Source organism: Streptomyces sp. NRRL S-378, from assembly GCF_000720645.1.
In the GTDB taxonomy this organism is placed as follows: domain Bacteria; phylum Actinomycetota; class Actinomycetes; order Streptomycetales; family Streptomycetaceae; genus Streptomyces.
On sequence record NZ_JOBX01000008.1, the window covers coordinates 133,898 to 151,259 of the forward strand.

Here is a 17,362-nt window from a genome sequence, read left to right on the forward strand (position 1 = left end):
TTTGTGTTCGCATTGCCGAATCCACCCTTCCGCCCGCCCCGTCACGGGCCGGCCACCGCCCTCAGCGCGTACGGGGCAACTTGACCACGGTGACGAAGAAGTCGTCGATCTGCTGGATCGCCCGGATGAACTGGTCGAGGTCCACCGGCTTGGTCACGTAGGCGTTCGCGTGCAGCTTGTAGCTGCGCAGGATGTCCTCCTCGGCGGCCGAGGTGGTGAGCACGACCACGGGGATGTGGTTCAGGTCCGGGTCCGTCTTGATCCGTTCGAGGACCTGCCGTCCGTCGTACTTGGGCAGGTTCAGGTCGAGCAGGATCAGGTCGGGGCGCGGGGCGTCGGCGTGCGCGCCGCGCCGGTACAGGAAGTCCAGGGCCTCCAGGCCGTCCCGCACGACGTGCAGCACGTTTCCGATCTTGTTGTCCTCGAAGGCCTCCCGTGTCATGAGCTCGTCGCCCGCGTCGTCCTCGACCAGCAGGACTTCGGCGGGGGTGGCCCGGGGCTCTGCGGGGATGCTCATCGGCGGGTTCCTTCGGTGGGTTCGGGTTCGGGTACGGGTACGGGTACGGGTACGGGTGCCGTGGCGTCGGCATCGGCATCGGTGCCGGCGGCGGCATCCGCATCGGGTTCGGCATCGGTGTCGGCGACGGGCAGGGTGAAGACGATCCGGGTCCCGTCGTGGTGGTCGGTGTCGATACGGATGCGCCCGCCCGCGTGCTCGACGATCTTCTTGCAGAGCGAGAGTCCGATGCCGGTGCCGCCGTAGGTCTCCCGGCCGTGCAGCCGCTGGAAGATGACGAAGACCTTCTCCGCGAACTCGGCCGGTACGCCGATGCCGTTGTCGGTGACGGTGAACGTGTGGAAGCCGGGCTCCGCGCCGGGACCGTCGACCAGGGCAACCTCGACGCGCGGAGCACGGTCGGGCGAGCGGAACTTGACGGCGTTGCCCACCAGGTTCTGCCACAGCATCGTCAGGAGCGTCGGGTCGCCCACCACGTCCGGGAGCCGCTCGGGCCGCACGATCTCCGCGTCGCTCTCCTCCACCGCGGCGCTCAGGTTGCGCAGGGCCCGGTCCAGAGGGCCGTCCATCGCGACGGTCTCGCGCGCGTCCTGGACGCGGCCCACCCGGGAGAAGGTCAGCAGGTCGTTGATGAGCACCTGCATCCGCTTGGCGCCGTCGACGGCGAAGCCGATGTACTGGGCGCCGCGCTCGTCCAGCCGGTCCCCGTAGCGCTTCTCCAGCAGCTGGCAGAAGGAGGCCACCTTGCGCAGCGGCTCCTGGAGGTCGTGCGAGGCCACGTACGCGAACTGCTCCAGCTCCGCGTTGGAGCGGCGCAGCTCCACCGTCTGCGCGTCCAGCTCGACGGCAATGCGGTCGAGCCGCTCGGCATTGCGCCGTGAGGCGTTCAGTTCGGCCACGGTCCGGTGCCGCATGGCCTCCACCGCTCGGGCCAGGTCCTGGAGGTCGGAGGGGCCGCGCAGGGGGATCTCCTCCTCGAACGCCCCGTCCGCGACGCGCTGGGAGGCGGTCCGCACCAGGGCGAGCGGCCGCAGCACGCCCACGTGGAGCAGGACGGCGAGGGCGGAGCCCGCCAGCAGGAAGACCACGACGATCGCCAGCAGGATGTGGTCGCGCTGCGTGCGCGCCTCGCCGAAGGTGGTCCGGGCGTCGGCCTGCATGCGGTCCAGGTGGGTCTGCTGGGCCGCGAGCCGGCGGCGGACCTCGTCGAAACGCTCCTTGCCGGCCTGCAGGGAGGGCGCGGCGGTGCCGTTCTCCACGGAGGCGATGGCGGGCACTGCGAACTGTTCGCGCCAGGTCCGGGCGGCCTCCTGGACCGCCGCCAGGTCCTCGCGCACGTCGTCGTCGCCGTCGAGGACCGCGGCCAGGCGCTGCGCGGCCGCGGTCTCGTCGGCCAGCCCCCGCTCGTACGGCTCCAGCAGCGCGGGCTCGTCGGCCAGCAGGTAGCCGCGGACCCCGGTCTCCTGGTCCAGCAGGGCCGTCTCCAGCCGCAGGGCGTCCCGCTGGGCGGGCACGATCCGGTCCACGAGCCGGTTCCCCGCCGTGGTGGTGTGGGACAGGAGGGTGGCGCCGAGCGCCCCCGTGCCGACGACCATGAGGGCGAGCACGACCAGCACGGTGGTCAGCCAGCCCTGGAGGCTCGGCCCTCGGCGCTCCGCGGCCCGTCCTCGGGATGTCTGGGGAGGTTGTGCGGGGGAAGTCACGTGGGGGAGTTCCATTCCAGGTGGAGGACGGCGACGTCGTCGGCCAGGCCGCCCCAGTCCGCGGCGAGGCCCTGCGCCGTCTGGATCAGGGTGTCGACGAACGGCTCTGCGGGCAGGTCGGCGTGCTTGCGGGCGATCTCCAGGAGGCCGTCCTCGTCGAGGCGGTCGGAGCCGGGGCCGACGCGCCCTTCGATCAGGCCGTCCGTGAAGAGCATCACGGCGCCGCCCGCCTCCACGGCCACGTCGGTGACGGGCCAGCCGGCACCCCAGCCGGGCACGATGCCCAGCGCCGGCCCTCCGGGGACGGTGCGCAGCTCCACGCCGGCCGCGGAGCGGACCAGGAAACCCGGGTGCCCGGCGCGCTGTACGGATACGGCGTGGGTGCCCGCGGGACGGGTGAGGGAGACGAGGGTGGCGTAGATCTCCGGGCCGGAGCGTTCCGCCAGCAGGATCCGCTCCAGGAGGCCGAGCAGTTCGGCGCCGCGGGCGCCCGCCATCACGAAGGACCGCCAGGCGACGCGCAGGCACACGCCGAGCGCCGCCTCGCTGGGGCCGTGGCCCGAGACGTCGCCGACGACGGCGTGCGTGGCCCCGTCGGGGGTCTGGACGACGTCGTAGAAGTCGCCGCCGAGCAGCGTCTGGGCGCGTCCGGGGTGGTAGCGGGCGCAGACGGTGACGGTGTCCGCCATGTCGTCGAGCAGCAGCGGGGTGGGAAGCAGGCCGCGTTCGAGGCGCGCGTTCTCCTCGGCGCGCAGTCGGCCCGCCTGGAGGGCGGCGGCCGCCAGCTCGGTGCGCTTTCGCTGGATCGCGTAGCGGATGGCCCGCATGAAGACGTCGGGCTCCAGGCGGCCCTTGACCAGGTAGTCCTGGGCCCCGGCGGCGACGGCGCTCAGCCCCGCCCGCTCCTCCGACAGGCCCGTCAGGACGACGACCGCGGCCTCGGCGGACACGGCGAGGACCTTCTCCAGCCCCTCCAGCCCCCGGGCGTCGGGCAGGTGCAGGTCGAGCAGGACGCACTCGGGGGCCTCGGCCTCCAGCAGGTCCAGCGCGTCGGCGAGGGAGCGGGCCCGGCCGAGGCGGACCTCGATCCCGCTGTCCTCCACGAGCTCCTCGACGAGCACGGCGTCGCCCTCGTCGTCCTCGATGAGCAGGACGTACGGCGGTACGCCGTTCCACAGTGCGAGCGAGTCGTCCGGTTCTCCGGAGGACGCCTGGCGGGGCCGGACCACCGGCTGCTGCGGTGTGCGGGCGGCCGGGCGCTGGGCCCCGAGCCCGGAAATGCTCACCATGGCGTCGCGTCTGCCCCTTCTCGTTTCGGACGGCGGACGCCCGACGGACGCCGGGTTGCGTCGGACAAGCCTAGAGTGATCATTTGCCGTCAGGCAATATTTTACGAACTCAATGAGTCTGCCATGCCCACGGACGGGCCGTGAACCACCCCCCGCGGACCAGGAGGGGCCGCGGTGCCCGCGGCCGTCAGGCGCTGTCGGGCACCTGTGCCGGAGCCGGCGACGGCCCCGGGGCCGTCGGAGCGGAGGCCTCCGCGTCCGTGGGCGGCCCGGCGGCCGGGTACAAGCCCGCAGCCGCCTCCCGGAACGCTGCCAGCCCGGTCGTCAGCGCCTCCAGCGCATCGGGCGCCATCCGCCCGAGCACCGCCGACAGCTCGCGCACCCGGATCGCCCGCCGTTCGTCCAGCACCGTGCGCCCCCGGGGCGTGAGGCGCACCTCCACCTCGCGGCGCCGCGACGGGTGGGGCGAGCGGGTCAGCAGCCCCATCGCCTCCAGCCGGTCGCAGAGCCGGGTGACCGACGGCGGACGGGAGCCGAGCACCTCGCCCAGGGTCCGCAGGTTGCCCCCCTCGGAGGCCTCGACGGCGAGCAGCGCCCGCAGCTGCGACGGCGACACGGCGGGGGTCACACCGTCCTGGCCCCTGGCGTGCAGCACCGCGAGGAGTTCCGCCGCGGCGGCGAGGGCCGCGGCCGGGTCCTCGTACGCGCCGGAGCGGCTGGGACGGGGCATGCCACCACTGTGCCACCGTCCGGCGCGCTCGGCCCCGCCGCCGTGACCGGCGGCCGTGACCGGCGGCCGTGACCGGCCGCCGTGACCGCTCGCAGCTACCGCTCGCCGCCGCCCGGTTCCGTACCGGTCCGGCCGTGCCAGTCGAGGCAGACGATCATCGCGTCGTCGGAGGCGTCCGCACCGCCCCGGTACCCCGGCAGCTCCTCCAGCAGCGCCCGGGGCACCTGCGAGGGAGGCAGCAGCCGCGTGTTCATGATCGCCCGCGTCAGAGCGTGCAGGCCGTACGGCTCCCCGGCGGGGGAGAGCACGTCGTACACGCCGTCGCTGAGGAAGAACAGCCGGTCCCCGGGCAGGACCCAGAAGCGCTGACAGGTGTAGACCGTGTCCTCGAACATGCCGAGCGGCAGCTGCGCCTCCAGACCGACCTGCTCCACGACCCCGCCGCGCAGCCGCCATACCCGGGGCGACCCGGCGTCGATCACCTCCACCTCCCCGGTGTCCAGATCGAAGCGGAGCAGCAGCATCGCCACGTGCAGCCGTCCCTGGTACTGGCCGTAGAGGGCCTGGTCCGCCAGGGCCGCCTGGTCGGCGAGCCCGAGCCCGGCCCGCCGGGCGTTGCGCACGGCGCTGACGGCGAGACTGGTCAGCAACGCCGCGTCGATGCCCTCGCCCATGCCGTTGTTGACGGTCAGCGTCAGATGGTCGGCGGAGGCCGACCAGTCGAAGCTGTCGCCGAAGATGGCGTACGCGGGTTCGAGTTGGGCCCCGAGGTGGTACTCGGGCCGGGAACACGACCGCCCCGGCAGCAGCTGCCACTGCATCTCGGCGGCCAGGGTGAGCCGCTGGGCCCGGCGCGCCTGCAGGAAGAAGTCGGTGTCGCGGTCGGCGACGAGGATCTCGTGGGCCAGCGCGTCGGCCACGTCCTGCAGCGGACCGATGCGTGCGGCGACCGGGACCCCGGCCGGGTAGCGGACGCTCAGGACCCCCAGCCGGTCGCCGCGCACGCTCACCGGCAGGTGCACGACGGCCCCGTCCGCCCCGGGCACCACATGGGGCTCCTGGGCGCCGAAGGCCCGCCCCTCGTCGCTGTTGTACGCCGACACGGAATCGGTGGTGAAGGGCTGCGCCGTGACGGGCTGGAGCCGTGCCGAGGCGTAGTCCACCATCAGCAGTTCGGCGCCGGCCGCCCCGTGCTCGCGGGCGAGGATGCCCCGGACCGCCTCGAACAGTTCGTGCGGGGCGGCGCCGCGCAGCACGCGCTCGACGTCCCCGCCGCCCCCGACCTTCCCACCGCTTCCGCCTTCGGTCACCGGCCCCGCACCTGTCTCTCTCGCAACTGCCAAGATGGGGGACTACGAAGCCGCCGGTCCGCCGGGGAGGGGCTGCGCGTAGTCCGGTAGGGAGTGTCACATGAGTCAGCGGTCGATCGGCTCCCCGAGGCCCGTCGTGTCGGCGGCGGCGGAGATGAGCGAGCTGATCGAGCTGTTGGAGGTGGTCTGGGAGCGGGGCCGGGACACCGCCAGCGCCCCGCCCGTCTCCTCCGCACAGGCCCGAGTGCTGTTCCTCGTCGAGGCGAACGACCAACTGAACCTGCGCGAGCTCGGCAGGCTGCTGGAGGCTGCCCCGCCGTCCGTCACCCGGCTCTGCGACCGGCTGCAGGCCGTCGGCTTCCTCGCACGGCACCCCGGGGCCGACGACCGCCGCGAGGTACTGCTCCGCCTGACGCCTACGGGCCGGACGTACCTCGAACGGCTGCGCGCCCGCAGGCAGGAGGTGCTGGCCGAGGCGATGGCCGCGATGCCGGAGGCCTCCCGGGCCGCCCTGGCGACGGGCCTCGCCGACTTCTGCGCGGCGGTCGCGGAGCCGCTCCGGCTGCCGTCCACCGAGTCCTTCACCACCAGGACGGCCTGAACCGGCCGGGGCGGTACGCGGTGCACCGCCCGGACCGCCCGTCCCGCTTCGGACCGCCCGCACCGCCGCCCCGCCCGCACCGCCGCCCCGCCCGCACCGGCCGCCCCGCCTCGGACCGCCCGGACCGCCTGCCCCGCACCGTCGGCGGGGGGCCGTCAGCGGGCCGCGGTCGCCCAGCTGCCGGCACGGACGGCATACACCGTCAGCCGCCGGTTCAGCGTGTCCCCGTGACCGTCGAAGGCGACACGGCCCGTGACGCCGTCGAAGGCCAGCCGCGAGACGGCCTGCGGCACTTCGGCCCGGGCGTTGTCGGGGAGGGTGCCGCCATGGGCCGCCGCGACGGCCTTCACCGCTTCGATGAGGGACCACGTCGCGTCGTACGCGTACGGGCCGTACCAGCCGGCCGCCTCCGGGTACCCGGCCTTCCGGTACCGGGCGAGGAAGTCCTGTCCCGCCGCCGAATCCTCGGCGGGCACGCCGATGTTCGTCGCGAGATCACCCTCGGCCTTCGGGTTCGACGTGAGGTACTGCTGGTCGAAGATGCCGTCGCCACCCATCAGCGGGACGGTCACCCCCGCCTGCTTCAGCTGCTGGGAGAGCTGGGCCGCGGTGTCGTAGTAGCCGCCGAAGTAGACGGCGTCGGCGCCCGAGGAGCGTGCCCGCTCGGCGAGTCCGGCGAAGGCGCGTTCCGCGGGGTCGACCTGCTCCGTACCGACGACGGTTCCACCGAGCTTGGTGAACTCGGCCGTGAACCCGGAGGTGAGGGCCGTGCCGTGCGCGCTCGCGTCGTCGACCACGTAGAGCTTGGTCTTCTTCGCCTCGCCGTACAGGTACCGGGCGGCGAACGGCCCCTGGTCGACGTCCGTGGCGAGGGTGCGGAAGTACGTGGAGTACGGGCGGGTCCGGGTGCCCGCCGCCCAGTCGGGGCCGAGGGTCAGGACGGGGTCGGTGTTGCCCGGTGACACGACGGCCAGGTCCGCCTGGGCGAGCGGCGCCACCAGGGTCTTGGCCACACCCGAGTTGAGGGGGCCCACCACTCCCAGCACCTTCTCGTCGGACACGAACCGAGCGGCGTTGGACGCACCCCGGGCGGGGTCGGCCCCGTCGTCCAGGGCCTTGATCTCGAAGTTCACGCCGGGCACGTGCCGGGTCTCGTTGGCGGTCCTGACGGCCAGGTCGGCGGAGTTCCTGATCCCGGTGCCCATCGCGGACAGGCCGCCGCTGAGCGGTGCGTCCACCCCGATCACCACGGTGACGGAGGAAGGAGCCGCCCCGCTCCCGGCCGAACCGCCGTTGTGGCGCGCTTCATCACCCCGTGTGAGGGTCCAGGTCAGGACGGAGCCAGTGGCGAGCGTGGCCAGCACCGTGCCGAGTACGACGGAGCGGCGGGTGAGGTTGCGCCGCCCTGCGGAGGGCCCCGCGCCGTGCTCCCGTTCCGGTGCGGTCCCGTGCGCCGTCGGTGCCTCGGACGGGGGTGCGGGCACGGTCGGGCGGGTCGGCCGGTCCGGCACGGGGTGCTGCGGGATGCCGCCGGAGGCGCCGGTGTCCGCGACCGTGGGGGTCGGCGGGGGCGTCGTCGACGGTGCGGGCTCGGAGTCGGCGGTGGTCTCCGCCGCCGGCTCCCGTGCCGGGTCGTGGGGCGTCCGCGGATCGGGCGCGGGCGCCGGAGCGGGCTCGCTGCGCTGCCCGTCGTCGCCGGCCGGTTCGGGCACGGCCGGGGTGGAATCCAGCACCGCTGCGAGCATCTCGGCCGCTTCCGCGGCGCCCACCCGCAGCGCCGGATCCTTGGTGAGGAGCGCGTCCAGTACGGGCGCCAGCGGGCCGGCGTGGACCGGTGGCCGGTGAGGACGGGTGAACACGGCCACGGCGAGGGCGTGCAGCCCGTCCGCCTCGAACGGCGGGTGCCCCTCGACGGCGTGGTAGAGGGTGGCGCCGAGCGCCCACAGGTCGTTGGCGGCGGTGGGGCGCTTGCCCTCCAGCTGCTCCGGCGGCATGTACTGGGGAGTGCCGATGACGATGCCGCTGTGGCTGAGCTTGGTCGTGGCGTCCGCGAGATGGGCGATGCCGAAGTCGGTGAGGACGACGCGGTCCTTGGTCAGGAGCACGTTGTCCGGTTTGATGTCGCGGTGCACGATACGTGCCTTGTGCGCCTCGGTCAGCGCGTCGAGCATGGCGGCGCCGATCTGCGCCACCCGCCGCACGGGCAGCCGGCCCCGGTTGCGGATCGCGGCGGCCAGCGACTCGCCGCGGATCAGCTCCATGACGATGACCGGAGCACCCTGGTGCTCCACGACGTCATGGATGGTGATGATCCCCGGGTGGCTGAGAGTGACCGCCGCCCGGGCCTCGCCGGTGAACCGGCGCAGCAGCGCGGCACGGTCCTCGTCCTCCATGCCGGGCGGGAAGAGGATCTCCTTGACGGCGACCTCGCGCCCGAAAAGGTGCTGGTCGACGCCACGCCAGACCCGGCCCATACCGCCTTGGCCGATGCGTTCGACCAGCTGGTAGCGGCCGGAGATGAGTTCGGGAGTGTGCTCGGTCACGCGCACACTGTAGGTCCTGCTGGGCCGATCGGGTGCCGAAAGGGTGGCTTGATCACGCCCTCGGAGGGAGGAGCGCGCGGGCGGGAGGAGCGCAATGCCCTCGCACGGGGCGGGAGGAGCGCAGTGCCCTCGCACGGGGCGGGAGGAGCGCAATGCCCTCGCACGGGGCGGGCGCCCGCCGGGCTGCCACCGGTCGCCCGAGGTGCTCGCCGGGCTGCTGCCGCCGGTGGCCCGCTGCCCGGGGGCGGCGGTACGAGCGCCGACGCCGGGGGTTCACCGGACACCTGGTCTCCGGCGCGGGGAAGCGGCCGGTACACGCGGTGTCCGGGTGCCGTAGGGGACCGGCGGCAGCCCGCCGTCCAGCCGGGCCTGCCGCACGGCGCAGGGGGAGGACGCCGTGCGACCGAGCCCGCACCGGAAGCCGTTCGCTTCCGATGTCACGCGTCTGACCCGGAAAACCGCCGTCAAACACCCTCGTCGGCAACAGATATGAGGAGACGTCACACGGGAGGCCGAGGAGCAGCTGTCCGCCCGGGCGCGACCGGGCGCTGCTGACCCGGCTGATCAGCGTGAAGATCACGGACGAGACGCCCCGGCCGCCCGGGACGGCCCTCAGCGCCTGGGGGATGGCGGTGCCCGGAGCCACGTACGAGGGAGTGTTCCCGGCACTGGGCCTGCACGACGCCCGGCCCGTCACCACGGCCGGTGGCCTTCACGCGTCCGAGGGGCAGGAGATCGGCGTCGTGGGACCCGCGGGGGAGGAGACCGTCGTCGGCAGGGTCTTCGTCACCCCCGAACTCGACGGTTGGCGCCTCGTCTTCGGTTCCTCCGACAGGCTCATCGGCGACGACCCGTGGGACGGCATGACCGACGTGGTGGAACGGGTCAGCTCGCACTGCGGCCACGCCCAGCTCTTCTTCCTCGACGACGCAGGCGGCTCCGACGTGTGGTTCGTCGCGGAGAACGGACGGGTGATCCGGCGGTTCGCGGCGGACGGCGACCCCGAGTGGGAAGGCGACCCCCTGCCCTGGGAGACCTCGCCACCGACGGTCCCGGATCCGGCGACGACGACGCGCCGTCCGACGTCGGCACCGCAGGCGCCCGCGAGGCGTGCGCGCACCTGTCCGTGGATCCGGGCGCAGTGGGCCCCGGCACCCGCGTCGTCGGCCACGGCTGGCTCGCGGTCACCGCACCGGACGTGGGCCACGGAGCCTTCCCCGGAACGATCCCCCTCTGACGTACGGACGGCCCCCCGCGCGGCCGGCCTCCCGGTCCGGGTCAGCTCAGACGGAGCGCCGTCGTGATGGTCTTGCCGTCGGCGTGGGTGCTGCAGTCGACGTGCTCCGTCAGGCGCTGGATGAGCGGCCAGCCGTACCCGCCGGGGTGGTCGACCGTCCCCGTACGTGCGGCGGGCAGGCGGGGGTTGGCGTCGGCGATGGACAGCCGCAGGACGTCGCCCGCGATGTCCGCCCGGAAGTCGATGACACCGTCACCGTGCCGGATCGCGTTGGTGACCAGCTCCGACGTCACGAGCAGCGCGTCCGCCGCGACGACGCTGTCGAGGCTGACACCCGCCAGGAGCAGCAGTTCACGGACGCGCGCACGGGCCGCGGCCGCCGAGCCGGGCGGGGCGTCGGACGGCGGGGGTGGGTTCATGTTCATCGCCTGCCCCCGGCCGCACGGGTCCTACCGCGACGGGGCGTGCGGGCGAGCGGGACGGCGGTCAGCATGTCATCGCGGTTCCCAGGTCGTCCGCCATGCGGAAGGCCGGTGCGGATCCAGTCACTTCGAAGAGCCGCCGGACGGCGGTGTGCAGCGGGCCGGCGAGCACGAGCACCGGCCCCGAGGCCGCGTGGGCCCGCTGGGCGTCGAGCAGCGCGTGCAGCACCGAGGAGTCCACGAACGGGGTGCCCGACAGGTCCACCACGGTACGCGGCAGGCCGCTCGCCGCGGCCCGCGCGAGGGCACGGGCCAGGAACGGCGCGGCCTCCTCGTCGACTTCGCCGCGCAGGCTGATGACGGTCGCGTCACTCTCCGTGGTCGTGGTGACGACCGCTTCCTCTCCGGTCACCGGGACATCCTCCTACATCGCGCGCCGTGCCGGTGACCGGGTGCCCGTACGGGCGGCGGACCGGCCCTCCGTCACCCTCAGGGACCAGCCCTCGATACCGCGTCCACCCGTGGCCCGGTTGCACGGTGCACGGCCCATGGAGGATGGTTGCCGGAGGACAACTGTTTTTCCCGAGGCCTATCCGACGTGAACGCGATGAAGAGGTGAGGGGTCCGCGCAGCGGGCCTTCAACGTTTGCTTCCTTCCACCGAGACGACACCGAACGCGCCCACCACGGGCCTGTCGTGGAGTCAGGCCCCCTATCCGGTGCTGGTCGCCGACGCCGACGCCGTCGTGGTCCACGCCAACGAGGCGGCCGGGCTGGTGTTCCCGGACGCCCTCCCCGGATCGGCGCTGGCGGACACGGTCCCCGGATGGCTGGCGTCGGCCCACGCCCGCCACACCGCCATGCTGCCCGCGCAGCGCCCGCCCGCCGGATCCGGCACCGTCCAGGGACCCGTCGGAGACCGCTCGTACGAGGCGCACCCCACACCCCGTGACGACGGCACGGTCGTGTGGTGGCTCCTCGACGACACCGACCACCGACTCGTCCGGGAAGCCCTCCGGACGGAACGGGAACGCACCGAGTTCCTCGTCCGCTCCTCCAATCTCCTGCTCTCGTCACTGAACCTCGACCGGTGCATGGACGTCACGGCGCAGATGGCCGCCGACCACCTCGCCGACGCGGCCCTGGTGATCGCCCCCGCACACGGCCGCGAACTGCCCATCGTGTCGTGCCTCCGCGGCGGCGGCCCGTCGGTGTCCCGCGCCGCCGTCGACCCCGAGGACGTGCCGGGGCTGGCCGAGGCGCTCCAGGGCTTCCCGCCCGTCCCCTCCCGGTGGCTCGACCCGGCCGCCGCACCGCCGTGGCTGGTGCCCGACGGCCTCGCCACCCTCGGGTCGATCGTCATCACGCCCCTGCCCGGGCACGGTGTCCCTGCGGGCGCCCTGGTGCTGCTGCGCGCCGACGGCACCGGCGGATTCACGGAGGGCGAGGAGGTGTTCGCGCGGCTGTTCGCCGCCCGCGCCGGAGCGGCGATGTCGGCCGCCCGGCTCTACGCGGAACAGGCCTCGATCACCGACACCCTGATGCGTGAACTCCTGCCCCCCTCCCTGCACCAGGTCTCCGGGGTCGAGTACGCCGGCGGCTACCGGCCCTCGAAGGACCACGAGCGGGTCGGCGGCGACTTCTACGACGTGCACCCCGCCGCCGAGGAGGGCGCCCCCTCCCTCGTCGTCCTCGGGGACGTGTGCGGCAAGGGCCTGGCGGCGGCGGTGATGACCGGCAAGATCCGCAACACCCTGCACGCCCTCCTGCCGATGGCCGACGACCACCACCGCATGCTCAGCCTGCTCAACACCTCACTCCTGAACTCCGAGAACGCCCGCTTCGCCACCATGGTGCTGGCCTCCGCGGCCCGCGACGGGAACACGGTGCGGCTGCGCCTCACGAGCGCCGGACACCCCGCCCCGTTGATCCTGCGCTCCGACGGACGGGTGGAGGAAGCCCGTACGAAGGGCACCCTCGTGGGCGCGCTCCCCGAGATCACCTCGGAGACGGCCCGTGTGACGCTGGCCCCCGGGGACACATGCGTGTTGTACACCGACGGGATCAGCGAGGCACGGGGAGGACCCATGGGCGGTGCGATGTTCGGGGAGGAACGGCTGCGCCGCGCCCTGTCGCAGTGCGCGGCGATGCCCGCCGAGGCGGTGGTGGAGCACGTGCAGATGCTCACCGCCCAGTGGGTGGGTGCCGGCCGCCACGACGACATGGCCGTCGTGGTGATCTCGGCGCCGCGCACCAACCACCTCAGCGCCGTCGACGGCCACACCCGGGGGAGGTTCACCGCGTGAGCCCGTACGACACCGCGGCACCGGCTCCCGCCGCCGCCCCGGCCACGACGTCCGCTGCGCCGCCCGGGGAACTGCGCGCCCGGATGTGGGAGTCGGTGATGGCCTTGGACGAAGCGGCCGCGGTCGGCGCGGTGCTCCGCGCACTGGACGACGGCATGGCGGCGGAGGACCTCCTGCTCGACGTCATCGCCTCCGTCCAGGGACGGGTCGGCCGGGAGTGGGCGGCGAACCGCATCACCGTCGCCCAGGAGCACGCCGCGACCGCCATCAACGACCGCGCCGTCGCCGCCGTCGCCCTGCATCCCTCGGTGCGCCCGGCCCCGGCACGCGGCCGGGTCACGGTGGCCTGTGTCGACGGCGAATGGCACGCCCTGCCCGCCCGCCTCCTGGCCGAGGTGCTGCGGATCCGGGGCTGGCGCGTCGACTACCTCGGCGCGCAGGTCACCGCCCCGCACCTGGTCGCGCACCTGCACCGCACCGGCCCGGACGCCGTGGCCCTCTCCGGCTCCCTCGCGACCCGGCTGCCCGCCGCGCACGCGACCATCACCGCCTGCCAGGCCGTCGGGACCCCCGTGATGGTCGGCGGCGCCGCCTTCGGACCCGGGGGGCGCTACGCCCGCCTGCTGGGAGCGGACGTCTGGGCCCCCGACGCGCGGGCCGCCGCCGACGAGCTGGCCCGCGGCCCGCTGCCGCGCCCCCGGCCCGGCCACCAGGCCATCGACGACCTGCCCCACCTCAACGACCAGGAGTACACGCTGGTCGCCCGCAGCCGTCCGCGACTGGTCCGGGACGTGTTCAGACGACTGGAGGACGCCCATCCGGCCGTCCGCGCCTACACCGAAGTGCAGCGCGAGCGGACGGCCGAGGACCTCTCCCACATCGTCGAGTTCCTCGCCGCCGCCCTCTACACCGGTGACGAGGACCTCTTCTGCGGATTCCTGCTGTGGACCGCCGAAGTCCTGGACGCCCGCGGAGTCCCGGCCGGCTCCCTGGTGCCCGCGCTGGAGCTGCTGCAGCGGGAACTGCAGGACTTCCCCCGCGCCACCGCCACGCTGCGGGCGGGAGCCGCCCGCCTGACCCGTACCCCTCTCACCGCTGCCGGGACCGCTGAATGACGAGCCTGCCCTCCACCCCGCTGGGCCTGACGTACTCCTCCTCGCACGAAGCCGTGCGCGTCGAGCTGACCGGCGACCTCGACCACCTCCACGCCGACCTCCTCGTCGAAGCGGTCGACCGGCTGCTCGCCGCGCATCCCGGCATCCGGGACCTGCGGCTGGACTGCGCCGGACTGTCCACCGTCGACTCCAGCGGCCTGGCCGCCCTGCTGATGGTCCGGCGACGCACCGACGAGGCGGGCGCGGGACTCCACCTCGACGGCCGGACCGTGCAGCTGAACCGCATCCTGGAGATCACCGGCACCCTGGACCACCTCACGGCACCGGGCCCGGGCGCGCAGGCACTGCGCCGCACCGGCGGCAGCGCGCGCGGCGGTCCGGCCGAGGACAGCCTCCCCGCCGCTCCCTCCGGCGGCCCGGAGCCGGGCGCCTGAGACCGCGACCGCGAGCGCGGAGTGTGACCATCGCAGGATTCACTCGTTTGACGCCGGCGTGAGCACCTCTCCGAGATTCGGCTCGGCCGCCGTCGAGCACGCCGAGGCGGTCCTTGTCGAGCAGTACCCCCGACTGGTCCGGCTCGCCTACCTGACGCTCCCGGACACGCTGGGCCGGCACACCCGCGTCCTGCTGGCCCACAAGGCGGTGCAGCGGGCGCTGCCCCGCCCCGGTACACCGACAGCCCCCGCCCCGACCGAGGCGGGCACGGACGCAACCGGCCGGCACCTCACGCTGGTCCGCTCCCGCGTCCTGCGCGCCACCCTCGCCCCCTCGGGTCCCGCGGGCGGCACGTGGGCGCGTATCGGCCTGCCGCCCGTCCCGCCCTTCGTGTGGGGGCTGAGACTGTGGCCGCCCGCGGGCGGCATCGACGAGGCCGCCCAGACGCTGAGCGGCACCCCCGCCCCGGTGCGGGCCGCGTTCGTCCTGCACCACCTGGACGAGCTGACGGAGGACGAGAGCGTACGCCTCCTCAGCCGGGCCGGGGCGGCCGACCCGGCCGGTGCCGTCCGCGACGCCCTCGCCCTGCCCGTCGCCGAGGAACTCCTCCGAGCCCTGCGCCGACCGGAGTTCGACGCCAGCGTGGTCAGCGCCCGGCCCACCGACCTGTTGCGCCGCCGCCGCAGGGCACGGGCCTGCTGGGCCGGTCTCGCCACCCTGGCACTGACCCTCACCGTGCTGTCCGTCCGCGGCCCGTCACCGGACCCGGACGTGAGACCGGCCGCCGGGCCCGCAGCCTCCGGGGCCCTGGACCCCGCCCGGCTCCAGCGCGTTCGCTCCGACGTCTGGTCCGACACCGCCCGCGTCGACTTCACCGCCTGGCCGGCGCGCGGAGGCCGGACCGGCGACCGCGATCTGCTGGCCCGCGCCCTCGGCACATGGGCCGAGCCGGGCACGACCCGGGTCACGGCGGCGCCCGGCAGCACCGCCGAACCGCCCCCGCGGCCGCCCCAACTGCTCTACGCGGGTGACGTGGACGGCCGCACCGTGGTGCTCCTGCGCGACGGGGACCGCGTCGTGCGCTACGGCGAGACCGGCACCGGGTCCGGCGGCCGTACCCTCGACATCACCCGCACCGACCAGGCCGGGGTCACCACGGCCGCCGCCCTCACCCTGTCCCGGGCCCCCGGCGGGGCATCGGCCCGCTACCTCCTCGCCCCCTGGATCGCCGCGGCCGCCACCCGGGACCTGACGCGGGCCGGCGACCCGGCGCAGACGCTCGCCCTCACCGCGGACGGGGTCACCGCCCCGGCCGCGGTGCCACCCGCCGACGCTCCCCCGGCCGGCGCACCCTGCGCGTCCTGGCCCGTCATCGAACTCACCTCCTCCACCCGCATCGTCGAGAAGCACTCCTTCGTCATCACCGACCTCGGAGCGCTGTCCCCGGTCCACCTGACCTACACGCCTCTGCCGGACGGCCCCGCCGCCGCGCCCGCCCGCCAGCCCCGCGAGGCCACCGGTCCCGAGGCCCGCGCCGCCTGGGCGCCCCTGGCCTGCCGCCTCGGCGAACTGCGCTCGGGCGCGTACCGGGCCGTCAACGTCTGGGACTTCGCGGCCGCGCAGCTGCCCGACGGCGCAGGCCGTGCGGTCTGGTCCTGCACCCGTGCCTCCGGCTGGGCCGGGCCCGGCGACGTCACGGTCCGGCTGCGCCTCGAGGCCGGAACCCCGCAGGAAGTGGCCCGGGCCCGGTCCACCGCCGCGTGCGGCCGATTCGGCCAGCACCTCCTCGCGGGCTTCCGCTGGCGCTCCCCGGCCGGCCGCTGGTACCTGCTGGCCGCCGGAAGCCGCCACGTCACCGGGATCACGGCGGCCGGAGCCGTCCGCGCCGACAGCTCCGACCGCACCCTCGCCGCACCCTGGCCAGGCCCGGACGGTGCCGTGTCCCTGACGGGCACCCTCGCCGGCGGTGGCACCGTCACCGCGCTCGACGGAGCCGGGGGCGGCCGCGACTGACCGGCCACTACCACCGCGTGCGGACGTTCTCCGCCCAGCCCGACTGGCCCTCGACCGCGATCCGTCGGCCCCGTCCGCGCGGACGGGGCCGACGCAGTGGCCGAAGCACCGGTCGGCACGGTTGCAGAACGGCCCGCACCCGTGCGGACGCGCCGCACGAGGCGGTGTGCACCGCAGGTCCACCTGCCCGGCCCGGCCGTCGTGGACGGTCCAGGGCGGCGGGGGTGTCGGGCGCCGACGTCGTCACGCACAGTACGCCCACCGTTCGGTACGGCAGACGTCCGGCAGCGGCACGGGAGCCGCAGCGCGGTGGGGTCAGGTGCTGGCTGCGTCGCGCAGGGCGAGGGTCGTACGGGCAGCTGCTGCGAGGTCGGTCTCGTAAACGTGGCGTACGCCGACGAGGTTGGCGGCGTCGCTCCATGCGCAGAGGGTCTGGTCGCCGTCGGGTCCGGTCACGTGGCCGCAGGCGAGGCCGCCGCCGTGCCGACCGGGGTCGAAGCGGGTCACGTCGCGGGCCTTGGCGCCGGCGAAGAGGTTGCGGAACTCCTGGGAGATGGACTTGGTGGCCTTGGACTCGGCGACCTTGGGGTCCCAGTCGGCGCTGTTGACCATGACGAAGAGGTCGTAAGAGCCGTCGGCGTCCTGGTCGTAGTAGCCGGTCCGGATGCTGTGCGGCAGTGTCCGGCCGGCCAGCACCTCGTCCTCGGCGCGCGCGGCGTCCTCGCCCTTCAGCAGACGGAAGCGGTCGAAGAGTTCCGGGAGGATGATGACGGGGTACTCCGCGGTCCCGTCCGCGGCGACCGCCTCGAAGGCCCGGGGTTCGGGGTCGTAGGAGGCGAAGGCCTTCACGCTCGCGACGGCGGCGATGAACACGCTCACGCCCGCGATGAACCAGGTCCGCTTCCTCTTCCCCCGCGCCGCGTGTACGGGATCGCTGCCGGGCGGAGTGGACTGCTTGCGCCAGGCGCGGGTCAGCCACCACAGCACGCCGATGCCCAGAGCGGCGGCGGTCATGTAGCCAACGACCTCGCCGAAGGCCCAGGCCTGCGAGGTGGGGTCAAGGGAAGCGACGATCACGCCCGGGATCGTACATGTGGCCGAAACTTGCTGAACTGCAATGACGTCACGGGGATTGGGCTCCA

At 74.3% G+C, this 17,362-nt stretch carries 15 protein-coding genes; 6 read left to right on the forward strand and 9 right to left on the reverse strand.

Annotated features, from left to right (window positions below):
• Positions 1 to 61 precede the first annotated feature (61 nt).
• The 5 genes from IH80_RS0108025 to IH80_RS0108045 form a co-directional block, all read right to left on the reverse strand.
• Entirely contained in the window at positions 62 to 517 is a 456-nt protein-coding gene (locus tag IH80_RS0108025; protein ID WP_030958842.1) for a response regulator, read from the reverse strand.
• Positions 514 to 2,220 carry a sensor histidine kinase gene (locus IH80_RS0108030; protein WP_324609398.1) on the reverse strand — a complete coding sequence of 569 codons (1,707 nt, stop codon included), beginning with the start codon at positions 2,218 to 2,220 and terminating at the stop codon, positions 514 to 516. The genes IH80_RS0108025 and IH80_RS0108030 overlap by 4 nt, the downstream gene beginning before the upstream one ends.
• The gene (locus IH80_RS0108035) at positions 2,217 to 3,509 is read right to left on the reverse strand and encodes a PP2C family protein-serine/threonine phosphatase (protein ID WP_078906375.1); all 1,293 of its coding nucleotides are present in this window, start codon (positions 3,507 to 3,509) and stop codon (positions 2,217 to 2,219) included. The genes IH80_RS0108030 and IH80_RS0108035 overlap by 4 nt, the downstream gene beginning before the upstream one ends.
• A 187-nt stretch (positions 3,510 to 3,696) precedes the next feature.
• Positions 3,697 to 4,239, reverse strand: coding sequence for a MarR family winged helix-turn-helix transcriptional regulator (locus IH80_RS0108040; RefSeq protein WP_063757261.1), 543 nt, complete (start codon positions 4,237 to 4,239; stop codon positions 3,697 to 3,699).
• A 95-nt stretch (positions 4,240 to 4,334) separates the two neighbouring features.
• Positions 4,335 to 5,549 carry a PP2C family protein-serine/threonine phosphatase gene (locus tag IH80_RS0108045; protein WP_051808938.1) on the reverse strand — a complete coding sequence of 405 codons (1,215 nt, stop codon included), beginning with the start codon at positions 5,547 to 5,549 and terminating at the stop codon, positions 4,335 to 4,337.
• A gap of 100 nt (positions 5,550 to 5,649) precedes the next feature.
• On the opposite strand from IH80_RS0108045, the gene IH80_RS0108050 reads away from it, so the two are divergent.
• A complete protein-coding gene (locus tag IH80_RS0108050; RefSeq protein ID WP_030958851.1) occupies positions 5,650 to 6,150 on the forward strand; it encodes a MarR family winged helix-turn-helix transcriptional regulator in 501 nt (166 codons plus the stop codon).
• A 155-nt stretch (positions 6,151 to 6,305) separates the two neighbouring features.
• Here IH80_RS0108050 and IH80_RS41955 read toward each other — a convergent pair whose 3' ends face one another.
• Entirely contained in the window at positions 6,306 to 8,693 is a 2,388-nt protein-coding gene (locus tag IH80_RS41955; protein ID WP_158943320.1) for a bifunctional serine/threonine-protein kinase/ABC transporter substrate-binding protein, read from the reverse strand.
• Positions 8,694 to 9,262: 569 nt separating this feature from the next.
• Here IH80_RS41955 and IH80_RS39025 point away from each other — a divergent pair.
• Positions 9,263 to 9,997 carry a hypothetical protein gene (locus IH80_RS39025; RefSeq protein WP_051808939.1) on the forward strand — a complete coding sequence of 245 codons (735 nt, stop codon included), beginning with the start codon at positions 9,263 to 9,265 and terminating at the stop codon, positions 9,995 to 9,997.
• On the opposite strand, the gene IH80_RS0108065 is transcribed toward IH80_RS39025, so the two are convergent.
• Both IH80_RS0108065 and IH80_RS0108070 read right to left on the reverse strand, forming a co-directional pair.
• Positions 9,972 to 10,349 carry an ATP-binding protein gene (locus IH80_RS0108065; RefSeq protein WP_234432158.1) on the reverse strand — a complete coding sequence of 126 codons (378 nt, stop codon included), beginning with the start codon at positions 10,347 to 10,349 and terminating at the stop codon, positions 9,972 to 9,974. The genes IH80_RS39025 and IH80_RS0108065 overlap by 26 nt on opposite strands.
• A 67-nt stretch (positions 10,350 to 10,416) precedes the next feature.
• Positions 10,417 to 10,764 carry an STAS domain-containing protein gene (locus tag IH80_RS0108070; protein ID WP_030958854.1) on the reverse strand — a complete coding sequence of 116 codons (348 nt, stop codon included), beginning with the start codon at positions 10,762 to 10,764 and terminating at the stop codon, positions 10,417 to 10,419.
• Positions 10,765 to 11,211: 447 nt separating this feature from the next.
• Here IH80_RS0108070 and IH80_RS0108075 point away from each other — a divergent pair, with 447 nt between their 5' ends.
• The 4 genes from IH80_RS0108075 to IH80_RS0108090 all read left to right on the forward strand — a co-directional run bounded on the left by IH80_RS0108075 (position 11,212) and on the right by IH80_RS0108090 (position 16,220).
• Positions 11,212 to 12,657 carry a PP2C family protein-serine/threonine phosphatase gene (locus IH80_RS0108075; RefSeq protein WP_386396971.1) on the forward strand — a complete coding sequence of 482 codons (1,446 nt, stop codon included), beginning with the start codon at positions 11,212 to 11,214 and terminating at the stop codon, positions 12,655 to 12,657.
• A gap of 83 nt (positions 12,658 to 12,740) precedes the next feature.
• On the forward strand, positions 12,741 to 13,772 hold the full coding sequence (locus tag IH80_RS0108080) for a cobalamin B12-binding domain-containing protein (protein WP_078906385.1): 1,032 nt from the start codon (positions 12,741 to 12,743) through the stop codon (positions 13,770 to 13,772).
• Complete coding sequence (locus tag IH80_RS0108085; protein ID WP_078906377.1) at positions 13,769 to 14,206, forward strand: STAS domain-containing protein; 438 nt, start codon at positions 13,769 to 13,771, stop codon at positions 14,204 to 14,206. The genes IH80_RS0108080 and IH80_RS0108085 overlap by 4 nt, the downstream gene beginning before the upstream one ends.
• 58 nt (positions 14,207 to 14,264) lie before the next feature.
• On the forward strand, positions 14,265 to 16,220 hold the full coding sequence (locus tag IH80_RS0108090) for a hypothetical protein (RefSeq protein WP_030958858.1): 1,956 nt from the start codon (positions 14,265 to 14,267) through the stop codon (positions 16,218 to 16,220).
• Positions 16,221 to 16,535: 315 nt separating this feature from the next.
• Here IH80_RS0108090 and IH80_RS0108095 read toward each other — a convergent pair whose 3' ends face one another.
• A complete protein-coding gene (locus IH80_RS0108095; RefSeq protein WP_030958859.1) occupies positions 16,536 to 17,297 on the reverse strand; it encodes a hypothetical protein in 762 nt (253 codons plus the stop codon).
• Positions 17,298 to 17,362 lie beyond the last annotated feature (65 nt).